General features: G+C 41.6%; 17 protein-coding genes. All 17 read right to left on the bottom strand.

Annotated elements, in window-relative coordinates; translation table 11 throughout:
- Positions 1-226: 226 nt before the first annotated feature.
- A complete protein-coding gene (cysK, locus tag PTI45_RS03165; RefSeq protein WP_069326090.1) occupies positions 227-1,165 on the bottom strand; it encodes a cysteine synthase A in 939 nt (312 codons plus the stop codon).
- Between the two features lie 187 nt (positions 1,166-1,352).
- Complete coding sequence (locus tag PTI45_RS03160; RefSeq protein ID WP_069326089.1) at positions 1,353-2,261, bottom strand: peptidyl-prolyl cis-trans isomerase; 909 nt, start codon at positions 2,259-2,261, stop codon at positions 1,353-1,355.
- Positions 2,262-2,275: 14 nt separating this feature from the next.
- The gene (gene hslO, locus PTI45_RS03155) at positions 2,276-3,172 is read right to left on the bottom strand and encodes an Hsp33 family molecular chaperone HslO (protein WP_069326088.1); all 897 of its coding nucleotides are present in this window, start codon (positions 3,170-3,172) and stop codon (positions 2,276-2,278) included.
- Between the two features lie 60 nt (positions 3,173-3,232).
- Positions 3,233-4,045, bottom strand: coding sequence for a type III pantothenate kinase (locus tag PTI45_RS03150; RefSeq protein ID WP_069326087.1), 813 nt, complete (start codon positions 4,043-4,045; stop codon positions 3,233-3,235).
- A 6-nt stretch (positions 4,046-4,051) separates the two neighbouring features.
- Positions 4,052-4,918 carry a carboxylating nicotinate-nucleotide diphosphorylase gene (nadC, locus tag PTI45_RS03145; RefSeq protein ID WP_069326086.1) on the bottom strand — a complete coding sequence of 289 codons (867 nt, stop codon included), beginning with the start codon at positions 4,916-4,918 and terminating at the stop codon, positions 4,052-4,054.
- On the bottom strand, positions 4,908-6,554 hold the full coding sequence (nadB, locus tag PTI45_RS03140; protein ID WP_069326085.1) for an L-aspartate oxidase: 1,647 nt from the start codon (positions 6,552-6,554) through the stop codon (positions 4,908-4,910). Before nadB ends, nadC begins: the two co-directional genes overlap by 11 nt.
- Positions 6,555-6,575: 21 nt before the next feature.
- Positions 6,576-7,520, bottom strand: a complete 945-nt coding sequence (nadA, locus tag PTI45_RS03135; RefSeq protein ID WP_069326084.1) for a quinolinate synthase NadA — start codon at positions 7,518-7,520, stop codon at positions 6,576-6,578.
- A 277-nt stretch (positions 7,521-7,797) separates the two neighbouring features.
- Positions 7,798-9,852, bottom strand: coding sequence for an ATP-dependent zinc metalloprotease FtsH (gene ftsH / locus PTI45_RS03130; protein ID WP_069326083.1), 2,055 nt, complete (start codon positions 9,850-9,852; stop codon positions 7,798-7,800).
- A gap of 109 nt (positions 9,853-9,961) precedes the next feature.
- On the bottom strand, positions 9,962-10,501 hold the full coding sequence (gene hpt, locus PTI45_RS03125) for a hypoxanthine phosphoribosyltransferase (protein ID WP_069326082.1): 540 nt from the start codon (positions 10,499-10,501) through the stop codon (positions 9,962-9,964).
- A 48-nt stretch (positions 10,502-10,549) separates the two neighbouring features.
- Entirely contained in the window at positions 10,550-11,992 is a 1,443-nt protein-coding gene (tilS, locus tag PTI45_RS03120; RefSeq protein WP_069326081.1) for a tRNA lysidine(34) synthetase TilS, read from the bottom strand.
- 28 nt (positions 11,993-12,020) lie between these two features.
- On the bottom strand, positions 12,021-12,971 hold the full coding sequence (locus PTI45_RS03115; RefSeq protein WP_069326080.1) for a protein kinase domain-containing protein: 951 nt from the start codon (positions 12,969-12,971) through the stop codon (positions 12,021-12,023).
- Positions 12,972-13,091: 120 nt separating this feature from the next.
- Positions 13,092-13,622 carry a S1 domain-containing RNA-binding protein gene (locus PTI45_RS03110; protein ID WP_069326079.1) on the bottom strand — a complete coding sequence of 177 codons (531 nt, stop codon included), beginning with the start codon at positions 13,620-13,622 and terminating at the stop codon, positions 13,092-13,094.
- 138 nt (positions 13,623-13,760) lie between these two features.
- On the bottom strand, positions 13,761-14,120 hold the full coding sequence (locus tag PTI45_RS03105; RefSeq protein ID WP_137225685.1) for an FtsB family cell division protein: 360 nt from the start codon (positions 14,118-14,120) through the stop codon (positions 13,761-13,763).
- Between the two features lie 199 nt (positions 14,121-14,319).
- Positions 14,320-14,604 (bottom strand): RNA-binding S4 domain-containing protein, encoded by a 285-nt coding sequence (locus tag PTI45_RS03100; protein ID WP_069326078.1) that lies wholly within the window; start codon positions 14,602-14,604, stop codon positions 14,320-14,322.
- A complete protein-coding gene (locus PTI45_RS03095) occupies positions 14,604-14,876 on the bottom strand; it encodes an HU family DNA-binding protein (protein ID WP_069326077.1) in 273 nt (90 codons plus the stop codon). Before PTI45_RS03095 ends, PTI45_RS03100 begins: the two co-directional genes overlap by 1 nt.
- Positions 14,877-15,130: 254 nt before the next feature.
- Positions 15,131-16,612 (bottom strand): bifunctional methyltransferase/pyrophosphohydrolase YabN, encoded by a 1,482-nt coding sequence (yabN, locus tag PTI45_RS03090; RefSeq protein ID WP_069326076.1) that lies wholly within the window; start codon positions 16,610-16,612, stop codon positions 15,131-15,133.
- 38 nt (positions 16,613-16,650) lie between these two features.
- A complete protein-coding gene (locus tag PTI45_RS03085) occupies positions 16,651-18,285 on the bottom strand; it encodes a putative polysaccharide biosynthesis protein (protein WP_069326075.1) in 1,635 nt (544 codons plus the stop codon).
- Positions 18,286-18,333 lie beyond the last annotated feature (48 nt).

Raw genomic sequence — 18,333 nt, 5'->3', positions numbered from 1 at the left:
ATCTATTCATTGTCGTTAGTATACTAAAGCACGGATCGAATGAGAAGATGCGGAATATAAAAAAGCTTCTAGCCTTATGCCGTGTAGACAAAGGTAGAAGCTTGAGATCCATATATATTCGAATATAACATCTTAGAACAAAAGATCAGTGTATCATACTACTTGATCTCAATACGGAAACATCTTCATATCAATAAAGATACTGTAGATCATCCGATAGTTCTAATTACGATTCGAAGTTGTATAGCGGTGTACTAAGGTAACGTTCACCGTTACTTGCGATAATCACAACGACACGTTTACCTGTACCTAACTCTTTAGCCACTTGAAGAGCGGCTTTGATCGCTGCACCGGAAGAAATACCTGTAAGAATCCCTTCTTCTTTAGCTACACGACGAGCCCATTCAAAGGCTTCTTCATTTTCAACATGAATAATTTCATCGTAAATGTTTTGGTTCAAAATTTCAGGAATAAAGTTAGCGCCGATTCCTTGAATTTTGTGAGGGCCTGGTTGACCACCTGCCAAAATAGGAGAAGCTGCTGGTTCTACTGCATAAATTTTGATCTCTGGGAAAGATTCTTTCAAAACTTCACCCGCACCAGAAATAGTACCACCTGTACCGATACCTGCTACAAAAGCATCCAATGTTCCACCGATCGAACCGATCGCTTCTACAATTTCAGGGCCTGTTGTTTCACGGTGAATTTTAACATTCGCTTTATTTTTAAATTGTTCTGCAATAAAGTAATCTGGATTTTCACTCAAAATCGTTTCTGCTTTTTTGACTGCTCCATTCATACCTTCTGATCCAGGAGTAAGAACCAATTCTGCTCCATATGCACGCAGCAAATTGCGACGCTCTATGCTCATTGTCTCAGGCATTACAATTACACATTTATATCCTTTAGCAGCAGCGACCATAGCTAGTCCAATACCTGTGTTACCACTAGTTGCTTCAACAATCGTACCACCAGGTTTGAGTAAACCTTGTTTTTCCGCTTCTTCTACGATGCTGATTGCAATTCGGTCTTTGACACTGGAACCCGGATTCTGATATTCAAGCTTCAGATAGATATCTGCGCTTCCTTCAGGAACGATACTATTCAACTTAACTAGCGGTGTTCCTCCGATAAGTTCTGTGATGTTATTGACGACTTTTGCCATGCCTATAGCCCTCCTTCAAATGATAGAACGTAGCTGTGAATACGAACTCTATTCTATATGTCTAATCTACGCTATTCCGAGTAAAATAGTAGGTTTTAATATACTTTTATATTATCAATCTGTCACAGCGTTGTCAATCTAGCATTTAGCAAAAATAACATGAAATCGCTAAGATTGAATAAATATTTTATTCTGCCACAGATAAAATGTACGCATTATATTTTTCTCTTAATTGTTGCTCAATTTCATTTAAAGGTTTGGCTTGTCCTAGAGCAATTTTGCGTCTTGCAGTCTCCCGGCTCATGCTCTGCTTGGCAGAAGGAGCTGGACGAATATCGGTGACTTGTACAATCGCATAATGACCTGTACTTAATGTAATCGGTCCAACAACATCACCTGCTTGCATATCTTGAATAGCTTTTAACAATTCAGGTGGTTGAAAAGGATCATCTTGATCGATCCATCCAAGTGCTCCACCTTGTGGTGCTGAAAATGTATCCACTGACATCGATTGTGCAACTGAGGAGAACACTTCTCCTTGATCGATACGTTCTATCGCTTGTTGCGCTGATTCTTCAGTGTCTAATTCAATCCACGCCAAATCAAATTGATGCTTTTGCATCGATTGTTCGTATTGCTTCAAGTACGCATCCACTTCTGCATCTGTAATTTTGATATCTGCTGTAGCGATCTTTTCCAGTTCAATCTGATATTCAGATTCTTGTCTCAGATCATCTGCACTTAATCCAAATTGAGTATTCATTTCTTGATAAAAGTCTGCTGGTGAAGAATATCCGCTAATACGCTCTGCTAGATCATCTTGAATCTCTTCTTCAGTAACTGCGATATGGCGTACTTGCACTTCAAGCTTGACCGCTTGATGATTCAGCATTTGTGTCAAAATTTCTTTGCCATATCTTCGCTTCAATTCATTAACCCATTCTTGTTCACTGATCGACTCATTACCTACCATCGCTACTGTAGAAGAGCTAGAATGTTGAACTGCCCGGATCACCCAAAAGGCACCGAGCAGCATAATAATTACAGATAATAAGACCAAGACGGCTGTCCATACAGGTGATCTGCCTCTAGTCATATATTTCGTATTCCTTAACTTTTAGCTTCAGCAAGAATAGATTCCAGATCTTGACGATTGAATAAATGCTTTTCACCGCAGAAATGACATACTACTTCTGCTTGTCCATCTTCTTCGATCAATTGCGTCAATTCATATTCACCTAGACTCATCAACGTCTGTTCTACACGTTCACGAGAACAAGGGCAATAGAATCGCACATCTGATGTTTCCATCACTTGAGCATCAGGCACAACACGGCGTAACAGTTCTTCTAACTCTAATCCTTCTGCTAAAAGAGTCGTTACAGGTGGCAACGTGCTGATCGATTGTTCGATTTGGTCAATTTCTGCATCGGTAAGACCGGGTAACAATTGAATAATAAATCCGCCGGCTACAATAACAGAGTTGTCTGTATCTACAAGTACGCCAATACCTACCGCAGATGGAGTCTGTTCAGACTTCGCAAAATAGTACGTGAAATCTTCGCCTAGCTCTCCTGAAATAATCGGCACACTTCCACGATAAGGATCTTTAAGTCCCAAATCTTTGATTACATATACAAAGCCTTCTGTACCTACTGCTCCTGCTACATCCAATTTACCCATCGCATTACTTGGCAAATGAACATGTGGATGATCAACATATCCACGAACTTCGCCTTTGGCATTAGCATCCGCTACGATCTGACCGATCGGGCCGTCACCTTTTACTTGTAATGTTAATTTTTCTTCGCCTTTAAGCATAGCACCCATCATTGCAGCTGTTGTCAGCGTACGACCCATTGCTGCTGTTGCTGTAGGCCATGTATCATGACGTTGACGTGCTTCCTCGACTAAATGAGTAGAGCGAATAGCAAATGCACGTACTTTACCACCTAATGCTATACCACGGACAACAAGGTCCGGTTTTGTGTGTTGTTGATTTTCCATTTGTAATGGCTCCTCTCGTTGCTCTTGCTGTATTTTCCAATGAGCATGGTTCTTCTATTTTTATTTAGACGCTTTAGGCGTACCAAAAGTTTTGTCTATCGGTGTGGTTATTACATTACGCTCATAAATCAAACGTAATCCTTCAAGTGTAAGCATCGGATTCACTTCATCGACCGTTTCGGTTTCACTGGAAATCAGTTCTGCCAAACCACCAGTAGCCACGACTTTACCAATCACACCCATTTCAGCATGAATTCGTTTGACGATTCCATCCACTTGTCCAGCGTATCCATATATAATACCAGATTGCATGGCATGAACGGTATTACGTCCGATGACTTTTTTAGGTTTCTCTAATTCAATATTCGGTAACTTGGAAGCTCGTTGATACAAAGCTTCTGTAGAAATCCCAATTCCAGGGACGATTGCGCCGCCTAGATAATCACCTTTACTGTCAATACAATCAAATGTAGTCGCTGTACCAAAATCAACAACAATAACAGGACCACCATATTTTGCAACAGCGGCTACTGCGTTAACAATCCGATCTGCTCCCACTTCGCGTGGGTTCTCATAACGCAAGTTCAGACCGGTGCGTATGCCCGGTCCGACAATCATAGGAGTATGATGTAAATATTTTCTACACATTTCTTCTAGCGTGTTCATAATTGGAGGCACAACAGAAGAAATAATAATTCCTTGAATATGATCAATCACAATATTGGACATCTGAAAAAGGTTATGCACCATCACTCCATATTCATCCGGTGTAGCTTGACGATTCGTATTGATACGGAAATGATGAAGCAATTGTTCTCCTTGATATACGCCCAACACAATATTCGTATTTCCAATATCAATCACAACTATCAAAGTGCGTCACTCCCCTTTCTTCGCACCCAAATCCAGACTAATATCCAGATTTTCAAAAGAATACGTCAGTCGTCCTACAGATATAATATCAACGCCTGTGGCTGCTAAGTTATAAATTGTGTTTAACGATACATTGCCCGATGCTTCAATTTTGACATGGGGGGCTTGCTCACGAATCATATGCACTGCTTCTTGCATACGTTCTGGTGACATATTATCAAGCATAATGATATCTGCTCCAACAGTCAAAGCTTCTTGTACTTGTTCTATACTTTCAGTCTCGACTTCAATCGTCATTGTGTGCGGAATCTGGTGACGAGCTGAGTTGACCGCTTCGGTGATTCCGCCTGCTGCTTTGATATGATTATCTTTAATCATCACAGCATCATAAAGTCCAAAACGATGATTATGTCCGCCACCAACACGTACAGCATATTTCTCAAGCATACGATGTCCCGGTGTGGTCTTACGTGTATCTACCAATCTTACCGGCAAATCTTGAATAGCATCTACATATTCGCGAGTACGAGTAGCGATCCCCGACATCCGTTGCAATAAATTAAGTGCTAGACGTTCTCCTGTTAATAGATGATGTGTACTACCTTCTACTTCTGCAATGATATCACCTTTGTGTAGCTTTTGTCCTTCTTGAGCGATAGGTTGAAACTTCAGATCAGGATGAACTGTGCGAAATACTAACTCCGCTACCGGGAGCCCCGCAAGTATTCCATCTTGTTTAGCATGAATAACAGCGCAACTGCTATGTCCTTGTGGAACTGTAGTTGCTGTAGTGATATCTCCAGCGCCTACATCTTCGTTTAGCCATGATTTGATCCATTGTATTAGATTGTCTTCGTATCCGTTAAACATCATCACTACTCTCCTTTGTTAGCCCTTGATGAATCTGTTGCACAATATGCTGTTGCCAATCTGTATCATTACGCTCTGGAAAATCTTCTCGATAATGTCCGCCACGACTTTCTTCCCGATACAATGCTGAACGCATCACAAGCAAAGCACATGTCAACATATTGGACAGCTCGATAGCTTCCTTTGTATTCATTGGATATTCAAAAATAATCCCTAATGCTTCAAGCTTAGTTAAGCCTTCTTGAAGAGATACAGAGGTACGACGAAGTCCAGCGTACTGTCCCATAATCTGTTGGAGCTCTAAGCGCCAACTGATCCATTGTTCGGCAGAGTTTGTGAATTCAGGTACATTCTTATCATAAGAAAGCATATCTTTTGCTGATAAAGAAGATTCTTGCTCGGGTTCAACCAGTGGAGGTAGTTGAAGAATTTGCTGAACTACCCGTTTGCCAAAAACAATCGCTTCGGATAATGAATTACTTGCTAATCGATTTGCCCCATGAATACCTGTAGAAGAGACTTCACCACAAGCAAATAATCGCTGCACACTACTTGCTCCTTGAAGATCGGTTTTGATACCGCCCATCATATAATGAGCCGCAGGTGCCACAGGAATCCAGTCTTGAGCTATATTTAATCCATAACTCATACAGGTTGCAAAAATAGTAGGAAAACGGCGTTTCAATGTCTCTTCAGACTCATGTGTGATATCCAGATAGACACAAGTACTTTCTTCTTTTTCCATTTCACTGATGATCGCTCTAGCTACGATATCTCGAGGTGCCAGTTCTTTTAACAGATGGTAATTTGCCATAAAAGCTTCACCTGTATGATTACGCAAAATAGCTCCTTCACCACGTAACGCTTCTGAGATCAGAAATCGCGGTGCACCTGGATAACATAAAGCAGTCGGATGAAATTGAATAAATTCCATATCTCGTACCTGTGCTCCTGCGCGGTAAGCCATCGCCACTCCATCACCTGTAGCCACATCAGGATTCGTCGTATATTGATATAGCTGTCCACTACCTCCTGAACAGATCACAGTCGCTTCTGCTTGGACATAGATGAGACGATCATCTGGTTGCTTTACGATGACGCCTGTACATTCATTGTGATGCGTGACTAGATCAATTGCCAAATGCTCATCCCAAACTTCAATACGTGGGTGTTCAGCCACATGCTGAGATAATGCTCTAACAATCTCATATCCTGTAGAATCCCCATTTGCATGTAAAATACGGCGATGACTATGAGCCCCTTCTCGTGTTAACTCCAATTGTCCGTCAATCGTATCAAATAAAGTGCCTAGACGAATCAGTTCCTGTACACCTGCTGGCCCTTCTTGCACAAGCACATCTACGGCAGACGAGGAACAAAGACCAGCTCCTGCAAGCAATGTATCTTGACGGTGATAAAGAGGAGAATCGTCTGCTGCTATCACCGCTGCAATCCCGCCTTGAGCATAACGAGTATTACTGTCTAATAATGATTTCTTTGTGATCATAAGAACGTGCTTATATTCACTTGCCGAAATAGCAGCAAACAATCCTGCAATTCCTGAACCTATAATAATAACATCGACTTGTTTGTGAATATATTCACTCAGATGATAATCTATCAGGCGACTCGGAATCATAATCTGTTCCCTCTCAATCGTTCAAGATGAAGATACTTGTAGCATACGTTCCAAAGAAACACGAGCTTGATCAGCAACAGCAGGTGGTACATAGATTTGAGGTTTCATCTGCTCTAAGCAATTGACTAATTTTTTTAAATTATTCACTTTCATATTAGGGCATACTAAATATTTGCTAGCAAAGCGAAATGCTTTATCAGGGCTGTCTTTGCGAAGCTGATAACCCGTACCATCTTCTGTCCCTACGATAAACTCCTGACAAGGCGATTCTTTGCAATATTTGATAATCGCTGTTGTGCTACCTACAAAGTCACCTAAAGCAACAACATCTGGCCGACATTCAGGATGAACAACAAATTCAGAATGAGGATGTTTCGCTTTCATCTCCATCACGTCTTTGACCGTCAACATATCATGAGTGTTACAATACCCTTCCCAGATAATCATCTTTTTATCGGTATGCTGTTGTACATAGTGCCCTAAATTTTTATCAGGAACCCAAATGATTTCGTCGGAATCAACGGACTGAATGACTTTCACCGCATTTGCCGAAGTACAGCAGATATCTGTTTCTGCTTTGATCTCAGCAGATGAATTAATATAAGTAACCACTTTAGCATTAGGATGTTTTTCTTTTAATCGACGCAGACCATCTACATTGACCATATCTGCCATTGGACAACCTGCCCGCTCATCAGGGATAATCACTGTTTTGTTAGGTGCTAGAATTTTAGCACTTTCACCCATAAAGTGAACTCCACAAAACACAATCGTATCCGCTTCAGTCTGAGCTGCTTTTTGCGCTAACAAAAAAGAATCGCCACGGAAATCTGCCACTTCTTGAATCTCATCCCGTTGATAATAATGAGCTAGAATAATAGCATTGCGCTCCTTTTTTAATTTTAAAAGACGTTCCTTGAGCTGTGCATCCCGTTCTGCTTTCTTTTCCAGTGCTAACGCTTCCATCGTAATCACTCCTTCAAATTGATTGAGATTCATTTCACAATGTTTGGCAGAGAAGTATGTTCTAAGGTAGTTATAGCTTTCTGATCGAATAGTTTGTGAAAAATATCCCGTACTACCGTGTAAATTGTGTCAAATTTGTGATCAGGTTCAACCAATAATGTACACAATGCTATACTCACTTGTCAATCTATGAATTTGAACAAATGCTTTAAACGCAAAAAAGCCTGAAGATCCTATTAATCTTCAGGCTTTTTATTTACTGCATTTTTGTTATTGATTACGAAGTGGGTGTACTTCCACCTGTTCCATTTGGTCCACGATCTTCGCCAGGGCCATTAGTAGGGCTATTCGGAATATCTCCGTCTTTGCCCAATCCAGGTGTAGATGGAGTGTTATCTTTCTCCAAGCTCAAAGAACCACCGATTGTATCTACAGTTGGTTCGCCACCTTCTGGTGTTTCCCCTGAACCGCTATTACCATCGCTATTGCCAGTATCACTTAAAGATCCAGTTTCAATCAATTCTTTGATTTGTTCTAGATCCAATGTTTCTACTTCAAGCAATGTTTGAGCAATCAAATGCATTTCTCTTGAATGCTTTTGCAATAATTCGCGACAGCGTTCGTAAGATTCCGTAATAAAACGGTGCATTTCTTGATCGATCTCATAAGCGATTTTATCACTATAGTTTTGCTCGTGTCCGATATCACGACCCAAGAATACTTGACCTTGAGCAGTACCGAATTGCATCGGTCCAAGCTTCTCACTCATACCGTATTCAACGATCATGCTACGTACGATACCAGTTGCTTGTTGGAAGTCACTATATGCTCCAGTACCAATCTCGCCGATAAATAATTCTTCAGCAACACGTCCACCTAGCAAACCAGTTACTTTATCCAACAATTCCTGTTTCGTTACAAGCATACGGTCTTCTTTAGGAAGCATAATAACATACCCGCCAGCACGTCCACGCGGTACGATTGTTACTTTGTGTACCATATCCGCATGCTCCAAGAAATAACCTACAATCGTATGACCCGCTTCATGATAAGCAACGATACGTTTTTCACGATCACTAATAACACGACTACGTTTTTCTGTACCTACGATGATACGGTCAATAGCTTCATCAACCTCATTCATCGAAATATCACGACGATTACGACGCGCAGCAAGCAATGCTGCTTCGTTCATCAAGTTCTCCAGATCTGCACCTGTAAAACCTGTTGTACGTTTCGCAATTGTATCCAATCTTACGTTAGACGTAAGTGGTTTGTTACGTGAGTGAACTTTCAGTACAGCTTCGCGACCTTTCACGTCTGGACGATCCACCGTAATTTGACGGTCAAAACGACCTGGACGTAACAATGCAGGATCCAAGATATCTGGACGGTTAGTTGCAGCAACGATAATAATACCTTCGTTTGCTCCAAATCCATCCATTTCAACAAGAAGTTGATTTAGCGTTTGTTCGCGCTCATCATGACCGCCACCAAGACCTGCGCCCCGTTGACGACCAACAGCATCAATTTCATCGATGAAAATAATACATGGTGCATTTTTCTTCGCATTTTCAAACAAATCACGTACACGCGACGCACCGACACCGACAAACATTTCTACGAAATCAGAACCGGAAATGCTGAAGAATGGTACGCCTGCTTCTCCTGCTACTGCACGAGCAAGCAATGTTTTACCAGTACCCGGAGGACCTACAAGAAGTACCCCTTTGGGAATACGAGCTCCAACGGCGTTAAACTTACGTGGATCTTTCAGGAAGTCAACAACTTCGACGAGTTCTTGTTTCTCTTCGTCAGCCCCTGCTACATCCTCGAATGTAATTTTTTTCTTCTCTTCGTTATACAAGCGAGCACGACTCTTACCAAAGTTCATCACTTTGCCGCCGCCACCCTGAGCTTGATTGAAGAGGAAGAAGAACAGAATAAACATAATCACAAGTGGAATCATCGAAGTGATGAATGACAACCAAATACTGTCGCCTTCCATCGGCTTAATGGTTACTTGTGTACCCCCATTGTCACTAGCTGTTTCGATCTCGTTGATCGCTGCATCAGTGGCAGGGATGTAAGAAGAAAATGCATTCGACTTCGCATCTGCTGGTTTTGTTTTGTATTCACCTGTAACTAAATACGCATAGTTATCAAACTGAACCGTAACAGAGGAGACATTACCAGCAGCAAGTGCTGCTTTAAGCTGATCATATCTTGGATTATCGGTAGCTTCGCTTCCGTCACTAACGTAACGTACAATGCCCACCACGACTAAAAAAAGAATTAAATAGAAACCCGAATTCCGGATGAACCGATTCATCCCCTACCTCCTCTCGAGACACTTAAATTATTTTACCATAGCCAGACTTACGTTCTCAATAGAGCTCGAAGCCAAATAACGGATATTGCTGCTATTCAGGCATAGGTAATTAGTTTGAATAAATTGCCGGTTTTAAAATCCCAATGTAGGGGAGATTCCGGTATTTCTCAGCATAATCTAGACCGTATCCAACAATAAAAGCATCCGGAATAACAAAACCGGTATAATCTGCTTCTAAGTCAACGGTTCTGCCTGCTGGCTTATCGAAAAGAGTAACTACACGTACGCTACTAGCACTACGACCGCGCAATACCTCCATAAGGTAACTAAGCGTGAGTCCACTGTCAATAATGTCTTCTACGATCAATACGTCCCGTCCTTCAACAGAAACATCTAGATCTTTAATGATTTTGACAACACCGGATGATTTGGTAGATGCTCCATAACTGGATACCGCCATAAAATCAATCTCAAGCGGTACGTCGATCCGTTTAACCAGATCAGCCATAAATACAAAAGCACCTTTCAATACACAAATCACAAGCGGGTTGCGTCCCTTGTAATCGTCACTTAGCTTAGCGCCAAGTTCTAAAATCTTCTGCTGAATCTCTTCTTCACTGATGAGTACTTCTTCAATGTCATTGCGCAACTTGGTTGAACCTCCTACATTATACTTATCAAGCCGAATCGACGATAATCAAACATTTTCTTCAGTTTTTATTCGCCTCATATGTACTACACAAGAAGTACCCGGGTGCACCAAAGCTGATCCCGAACGTCGAATTCCTGGAATCCATAGCACTTGACCGTGAAAATCAGCCAATAAAGGCAAAGTATTACGCTGAGATAATGGTATTTTCTCATCGATAAAAAGATTTTTAACTTTCTTCGTTCCGCCTTCTCCTGTAAGTTTAAACGAGTCACCTTGACGGCGAGAACGCAAACAAAGCGGAAAAGTCAGTAAATCCGCATCAAAAAACGCTTCCTCCGAAGAAAGTTCCATCTGATCTGAATCATTCCTATTCCATGGCAATAATCGGATATCTAATTGCTCCTTGGTAAAAGGAATAGATATAACCTCATTATTACGCAAAATCGGAATACAATATGGTTCATAAAACTTGGGTACTCCTCGTATAAATCGGATATTCTGATACTCTCGGACACAAGTGACCTTATCGCCAATATCCAGACTCCAACTTGTGAGACCACTTTGCATAATCTGTCCCCGAACCATCTCAATTTTGGAAAAATCAAATTGTTCGTAAGATGGTGACAGATAACTCAATATTAGTTTAATCAACCTCCGTTGTAAAGCGACATGCACTTCCACGAAAGAAGTAACTTCAAATGAAAACGATCCTTCTTCTTCTTTAACCAATTCTGCGTATAACGTCCCTGTTTCCTGTTGAATATAATCATTTTCAGTTCCGACAATTTCAGCAAGCCTTGCCAGTGATGGCACCAACTGCTCATTAAATTGCTCCAAAAATGGTAAAACATCCAATCGGATACGGTTACGTGTATACTTGCGGTGAAGATTACTGCTATCTGTAATGTAACCAAAATCGCATTCTTCACAGGCATGAATCAAGGTCGTCTTGTATATACGTAAGAACGGACGTATAAGTTCCACATTTTTTTCAGTTCTACGCATTTTTATTCCGCTTAATCCTTCAGCCCCTGATCCACGCAAAATTCGCATCAATACCGTTTCTGCTTGATCATCCATATGATGAGCCAGTGCGATCGAATGTGCAGACCATTTCTCAGCGATTCGATGCAAAAAATCATAGCGTAATGTACGTGCAGCTTCTTGTGGTCCTTGACCCGTCTCTACCATATAATCAGGCGTACTGACTTCTTCTAGCTCAAAAGGAATGTGCAAGTCTGACGATATCTTAGCTACATATTGCGCTTCTTGTGCAGATTCTTCTGGACGAAATCCATGATTAAGATGAGCGCAGACTAGCTTCCATTGATATTCATCGGATAAAGCATGCAAAACATGAAGTAGTGCTACAGAATCTGGCCCACCTGATACAGCGACAATAATGGTATCGCCAGCTGAGCAAAGACGCTGTTCTTTTACAAGTGTTCTGACATGCTCTAACAACGATTGCCATGTCTTTCCACTCATCATACACTCCCCGTTTCTTGATCGTTTTTTACTTGGTAAAGAATAAAGCGATAAGTAATGTAATTCCTAATATAATGATCGACCAGATCAGCGCATTTTTTAGGCGCCTGGTCACTGGATCGCCATTGTCTCCATATCTATTCAATACACCTGAACCACTTACTGCTTTCCATGCATGATAAGCTTCGCCAGTACTGTCAAATTCTCCGCGCAAAGCACGCTTTAACCAAGGAGCATACCGTTTCAATCTGGGCGTCTGGTCGACCAGCGTTACCAGATCGGCAGAACTTCGTATTTGTGGCAATTGAGTAACTATCACTTTTTGTAAGCCCGGTTCATTGAATAATTTGATACACATCACGGCAAAAGCAAACAAATCATAGGCGTAATCTCCTGTGCGACTGCCTGCTTTCCAGAATTTGCGATCATACCATTCTGTAAATTGATGCAGACTTCGTCCTGCTTGACTTGCACCACCGTAATCGATCAATTCTACCTGTCCTTCGTCGGTAATAATCACATGTTCTGCTTTGAGATCGCCAAATACCCAATCTGCTTCATGCAGATCACGTAAAATTTCTAGCACCCCTAGACCTGCTTTGCCTATATGTTCACTTCCTTTGGATCGAAGGAAATTACTTAATGTTTGACCTTTTACATATTTCATCACATAAAAAGGAATAATGAGTCCATCTTCTTCATAGTCATCGGCATCATATAGATAACGATTGACCTGATTTTTTCCTGTTTCTTTCCAATGCTTATGTAAAGAAAAAAGAAGTTTGATCTCTGCTTGTAACGTACGATTATAAGCTCCCATTTTCAATGCATATAGATTACCATTCGCTAGAGCAGACACTAAATAAACGGTTCCGTTGGTTCCGGTGCCCAGTACGCGCTGTATCATATACTGTTGTCCTCTGGTTCTTCCGCTAATCATCGTTCCTGGCGGCAATTCAGAATTAGTTGATATTGACACCGGGCTTCTCCTTCTCCTCTGAGGGCAGTCTCTCAATTTAGTGTACCATACCTATAGCAAAAAAACCGCAGATGCCTAGGCACCTACGGTCGTTATTGTGTTCTATATGCAAGGTAAGGATTAACTACGCTTGGCACCACGGCCTCCACGTTTGGATTCCGTATTTTTTTTGAGTGAAGAAATGCGTTCCTCACTATCTTTCATGAAGCGTGTCAATTTATCATCAAACGTAGGTTTGCCAACTGCTGGCTTGTTGAAAGAACGACCTCCACGATCACCGCCACCGCCGCGGTTAAATCCGCCACCGCCGCCTCCAGAACGTTCTCCGCCGTCTCTACCGCCGCCACCGCTGTTACGTTGCTCAAAGCTACGCTCAGGACGAGGTGGTCTAGAAGATGGTGCTGGTTCTGCTGGTTTGTCAACGGCTTGCTTGATCGAAAGTCCGATTTTACCGTCTTTGTCGACATTGATGACTTTAACAGTAACGACGTCGCCCATTTTAAGATGGTCATTAACGTCTTTTACATAGTTGTCGGCAATTTCCGAGATGTGAACAAGACCAGTGACACCTCCCGACAAATCTACAAATGCTCCAAAGTGCGTTATTCCCGTCACTTTGCCTTCTAACTTGGTGCCCACTTCAATTGCCATAGAGTAAAATAATCCTCCCTTAAAATATACAGTAAAATCCCTTACGGATTACAATCTGCGTTGATTAAATTATAACGGAAGCCGAAAATAAGGTCAACTCACTAATGCTCAGTTTTACGACTTATTTCACTTCATTATTCATTTGCTGTCTGTTGCATCGGTTGCCCAAATCGGTGTTTCACCTGGTAAATACATACCATATTGCTTACGAGCGACTTGTCCGATGTATTCAGGATCTTCCAATCGCTTCACTTCACTTTGTGATTGAGCAAATGCTGCATCTGCTTTTTGCTTCTGCACTTGATGCTGTGCGAGTTCTTCTTTTTTATCCGCTAGATGTATCGACTGCATGATGAAAGTATAGATCGCCCAGCCCAGGAATAACACCATGAAAAGCATCCAAATCCGTAGCCGTCTGCGCGCCCCATTGTTTCCTTGAGATGACTGATTATTTGTTTTGTAGCTACCGCTTCGAATCGGCGTAGGTTTTGATATCATCGGGTTGCCTCCTTGATGGTCTGTCGTTATCGTATCACCAACATTACATTTTAATTAACATTACCACAAAATAACGATTTGTAACACTTTGTCGACAAATTAAAACAAAAACAAAAAAGGCTGTCCTCCAGTCCGAAGACTTAAGGACAACCTTTTTTAAACACTGAGCAATACATATACCATTGGATATCTCTCCAAATTACTCTTTGGAAAAAATATCATCCTGTCTGACGATAGGCTCTTCTTTAAGCAATGTATACATCGTTGCTGCTTCGTCTTTGCGCGTACTATCTGCCAACCGTTCTACTTGTACAGTGACTAGCTTTTGTCCAAATTGAACCGTAATCTCGTCACCGACTTTAAGTGTAGCACTAGGCTTGGCTTCACGTCCGTTCAACAGGACTCGTCCCTGCTCGGACACATCTTTTGCCACAGTACGGCGCTTGATCAGTCTCGATACTTTCAGGAATTTGTCCAGACGCATTAGTTTACCGCTTCTTTAAGTTTGTTACCTGCTTTAAACGCAGGAACAGTAGATTCTGAAATGTTAATTTCTTCACCTGTTTGCGGGTTGCGTCCAGTACGAGCTGCACGTTTGCGAGTTTCAAACGTACCGAAACCGATCAATTGAACTTTATCGCCTTTTGTTAATGCATCTGTAATTTCGCTAAGGAAACCGTTTAATACTGTTTCTACATCTCTTTTTGTCAATCCACTGCTTGTAGAAATGTTGTTAATCAAGTCTGTTTTATTCATTATTCAAAGCCTCCCAAATATTCAAAGAAATATAGCTGCGTTATTCTGATTGTCTATACATGCACAATAAGTTTACGCAAAGTTGCTTGCCTACAGTATATTACATTCTTCACGACATCCCAAATTCCTCTATATTTCACTAGAGTTTTTGGTGCCATATGCATCATAGCATACCGTAAGCGTGTGCTTCAACGCTGCTAGAAAGATCATAACATAAGAACGTATGCTCTGCTTATTTTTTTCGAAATAATTGATTACCCTTTATTTTGCAATTTAGCTTCATCCCATAATTGATCCAGTTCTTCCAGTGTCATCGAACGAATATCTTTGACTTGCGTGTGTAAAGACTGTTCGATATATTGAAATCTTTGTTTGAATTTGCGATTGACTAATGCTAAAGATTGTTCAGGATCAGCATCGATAAAGCGTGCAATATTCACTGCACAGAACAACACATCTCCAAGCTCCAACTGTTGATCTAATGCAGAATGTCCTTCACGTACTGCTTCTTTAAGCTCTAGAATTTCCTCGTCCATTTTGGCAAAAGCACCTTCGATATTTTCCCAATCAAAGCCGACTTTAGCTGCTTTTTTCTGAATTTTATAAGCAGTTAGTAGTGCAGGCAGATCACGTGGAACCCCATCCAGAAGAGAAGCGGCTACATCTAATGTACCTTTGAGTTTTTTCTCTTCTACTTTCATCGCATCCCAATTTTGGAGTGCTGTCTGCGCATCATTGGCTTCACGATCACCGAATACATGCGGATGGCGGAAGATCAATTTTTGATTCAGACTTTCGATCACATCATAAACAGTAAAAGTCCCTGTTTCTTCTTCGATCTGAGCATGAAGCATAATTTGTAATAACACATCGCCTAATTCTTCCTGCATATGTTCTGGATCATCATCATCTATCGTTTCTAACACTTCATAGGTTTCTTCAATAAAGTTCTGGCGAAGCGATTGGTGAGTCTGTTCTTGATCCCATGGACAACCACCCGGACTACGTAAAATAGCAACGATCTCATGCAAACGAGCAAATGTACGATTACGTATTTGCTCATCTTCTGTACGAGGTACATAGATCAATGATAAATTACCATAGTTTTCAGTACGATCTAATTCATATACAGGTGTACGTTCGATTATTTCTTTGCTTTGCACTCCCAAATAGTGACACACGATCACTTCAAAATCATCAGGATACAGTTCCATTAAGCTTAATTTGACATCTGAAGCGGTAAACGTATCATACACTTGTCCAATGACCGTATGCAGCTGAAGCAATTGAGCATTCAACTGCGCTGCATCTAGTAACTGGAATCCTTCGATAGGATCGAAGCCTAGACGGGTAAATGCCTCATCCAAAAAGCTTTCTCCACCCAGTACATTCACAGTAATATTCAGCGCTTGTCCCTGCTCACGCAAAATCTGAACTGTTTTCTCAGCCACCATCGGATGACCGGGTACAGCATAGATGATTTCTTCTGTATCTAGTCCCTCTACTGCTGCTTGTAACAATCGATTAGCAATCTCTGCGTACACTTCTGGAAATGAATTTTTCGATTCATATACATCATCAAATGTGACAAAATCAGCCTGTAAAGCTTCTAATGCTGGATGATCTTTGGTGCGAACAAATAGCTTTTCAGCTTGTTCTAATTTGCGAAAAATTCCGACAGTCAATTGATCAACATCGCCTGAACCCAATCCAACTATTGTAATTTGAGCACTCATATTGTTCCTCCTTACATTTCTCAATAATGTCCCTATTTTCACGAAATTAATTTGAATTTTTGAAGTAATTTTGCTAGTTTTTTGCCTATTTTCGGCAAAGCAATAATCTCTGCTGTTGTCATGATTTTCAACTGGAATATCCCGCCGGCAAACACAACACCACCGATACATACTCCGCCTAAAGTAATCAGTGAAGCTTGAATACGTCCATCTAATGCCCAACGATCAAATAGATATTCAGCGCCGAACATCCATGCGATTACAGCACCAGACATCACAGCCACTAAAAATAAAGGCTTCACTACATCTTGCTTCCAGGTAACTTGCAAACGTGTTAATCGTATCAATAACCATGTATTCAATACAGCAGCTACCGCATACCCAACAATACCCGCAAAAGCAGCACCATTAATACCAAAGTACGGCACCAATATAATATTCAGCACCGCTTTGACCACAGTAGCAAGTAGTAGATGTACTGCTGGCGCTTTGACAGAACCCATTCCTTGCAATAATGCAGCGGTCACTATAGATACGGTAGCTCCTACACCTGTAAATGCTAACCAGCGCATCGCTTCGCTACCTGCATCATCTTGATACAACATAATATCTAGCGGAACTGCTAATACAGCTACACCCGCTGAAGCAGCAAGCCCTAGTAACCAAAACCAGCTTAATGCCTGCCGACTCTGTGATTGCACCAGATCCATCCGATCACGCACTCTAGCATCTGCCAGCGCAGGAATAAATAGCACTGATAAGGAAGTTGCTAACATCGACATTAACTGAACTAAAGGCATACCTCGATTGTATATCCCGAATTGTACCATAGCTTCTGCTTCGCTCCAGCCGATCCCTTTTAATAAGCGTGGTACGGTAAAAGTATCCACCAGACTGATTAAAGGAGCAGACAAAGAGCCTAAGCAGATCGGGAGTGCATATAATGATAAAGCTTTAAGTAGCGGAAAGACAGGTTCATGCACGCTATGTGATTGAGAGGATAAAGACAACTTGTTCGCTGATTTCTGCCGATAAATCCACCAGTAGATCAGCATCACGAATAGTCCAGCGGCTCCACCAGCAGCAGAACCAAATGTAGCGCCTGCGGCGATCCAATCATCTGCGGCTCCATTACGATCTAACATCAGTAGTAGAATAACCATAGCGGCTACTCGAATCGTCTGTTCAGCAACCTGAGAGACAGCTGTAGGAATCATATTGTGCATTCCTTGGAAGTACCCTCTTAACCCTGCCATGATCGGTACTAACGGCAAAGCGAGTGCTGAACTACGGATCGCGGCTTCTGTATGTCGGTTATCAATCCAATCTGCTAGTAAAGGTGCTCCTATGTACATCAGAATGCCACCCACTACGCCTAACACGATCAACATCACGGATGAGATCGTAAGTACGCGCCTTGCTCCTTCTTCATTACCTGCGGCGATACGTTCAGCTACAAATTTGGAGACGGCAGCTGGAAAACCAGCAGTGGCTACAAGAAGAACGAGCGTATAAAAAGGATACACCGCATTATAAATACCGAATACTCCATCGCCTCCGATATTCTGCAACGGTATTTTTTGGATTGTGCCGATTAATTTAGACAATACAGCAGCTAACGCTAATATAAATGCTCCCTTGAGCATGCGGGACGATGGAGATGATTCTTTCATATGCACGGTGCTCCTTTCTAGCCAGTCGTGGCATTCTTTTTTCGGAAT

The sequence above is a fragment of the Paenibacillus nuruki genome, assembly GCF_001721045.1.
GTDB classification, from domain to species: Bacteria; Bacillota; Bacilli; order Paenibacillales; family Paenibacillaceae; genus Saccharibacillus; species Saccharibacillus nuruki.
Note: the sequence above shows the minus strand (reverse complement) of the source record. Positions and strands in the feature narration are given on the sequence as shown.

Bases quoted from the DNA above. Each gene is read 5' to 3' on its own strand.
- cysK (WP_069326090.1), bottom strand. From the start codon at position 1,165: ATGGCAAAAGTCGTCAATAACATCACAGAACTTATCGGAGGAACACCG.
- PTI45_RS03160 (WP_069326089.1), bottom strand. From the start codon at position 2,261: ATGACTAGAGGCAGATCACCTGTATGGACAGCCGTCTTGGTCTTATTA.
- hslO (WP_069326088.1), bottom strand. From the start codon at position 3,172: ATGGAAAATCAACAACACACAAAACCGGACCTTGTTGTCCGTGGTATA.
- nadC (WP_069326086.1), bottom strand. From the start codon at position 4,918: ATGATGTTTAACGGATACGAAGACAATCTAATACAATGGATCAAATCA.
- nadB (WP_069326085.1), bottom strand. From the start codon at position 6,554: ATGATTCCGAGTCGCCTGATAGATTATCATCTGAGTGAATATATTCAC.
- nadA (WP_069326084.1), bottom strand. From the start codon at position 7,520: ATGGAAGCGTTAGCACTGGAAAAGAAAGCAGAACGGGATGCACAGCTC.
- ftsH (WP_069326083.1), bottom strand. From the start codon at position 9,852: ATGAATCGGTTCATCCGGAATTCGGGTTTCTATTTAATTCTTTTTTTA.
- tilS (WP_069326081.1), bottom strand. From the start codon at position 11,992: ATGAGTGGAAAGACATGGCAATCGTTGTTAGAGCATGTCAGAACACTT.
- PTI45_RS03110 (WP_069326079.1), bottom strand. From the start codon at position 13,622: ATGGCAATTGAAGTGGGCACCAAGTTAGAAGGCAAAGTGACGGGAATA.
- PTI45_RS03105 (WP_137225685.1), bottom strand. From the start codon at position 14,120: ATGATATCAAAACCTACGCCGATTCGAAGCGGTAGCTACAAAACAAAT.
- PTI45_RS03100 (WP_069326078.1), bottom strand. From the start codon at position 14,604: ATGCGTCTGGACAAATTCCTGAAAGTATCGAGACTGATCAAGCGCCGT.
- PTI45_RS03095 (WP_069326077.1), bottom strand. From the start codon at position 14,876: ATGAATAAAACAGACTTGATTAACAACATTTCTACAAGCAGTGGATTG.
- yabN (WP_069326076.1), bottom strand. From the start codon at position 16,612: ATGAGTGCTCAAATTACAATAGTTGGATTGGGTTCAGGCGATGTTGAT.
- PTI45_RS03085 (WP_069326075.1), bottom strand. From the start codon at position 18,285: ATGAAAGAATCATCTCCATCGTCCCGCATGCTCAAGGGAGCATTTATA.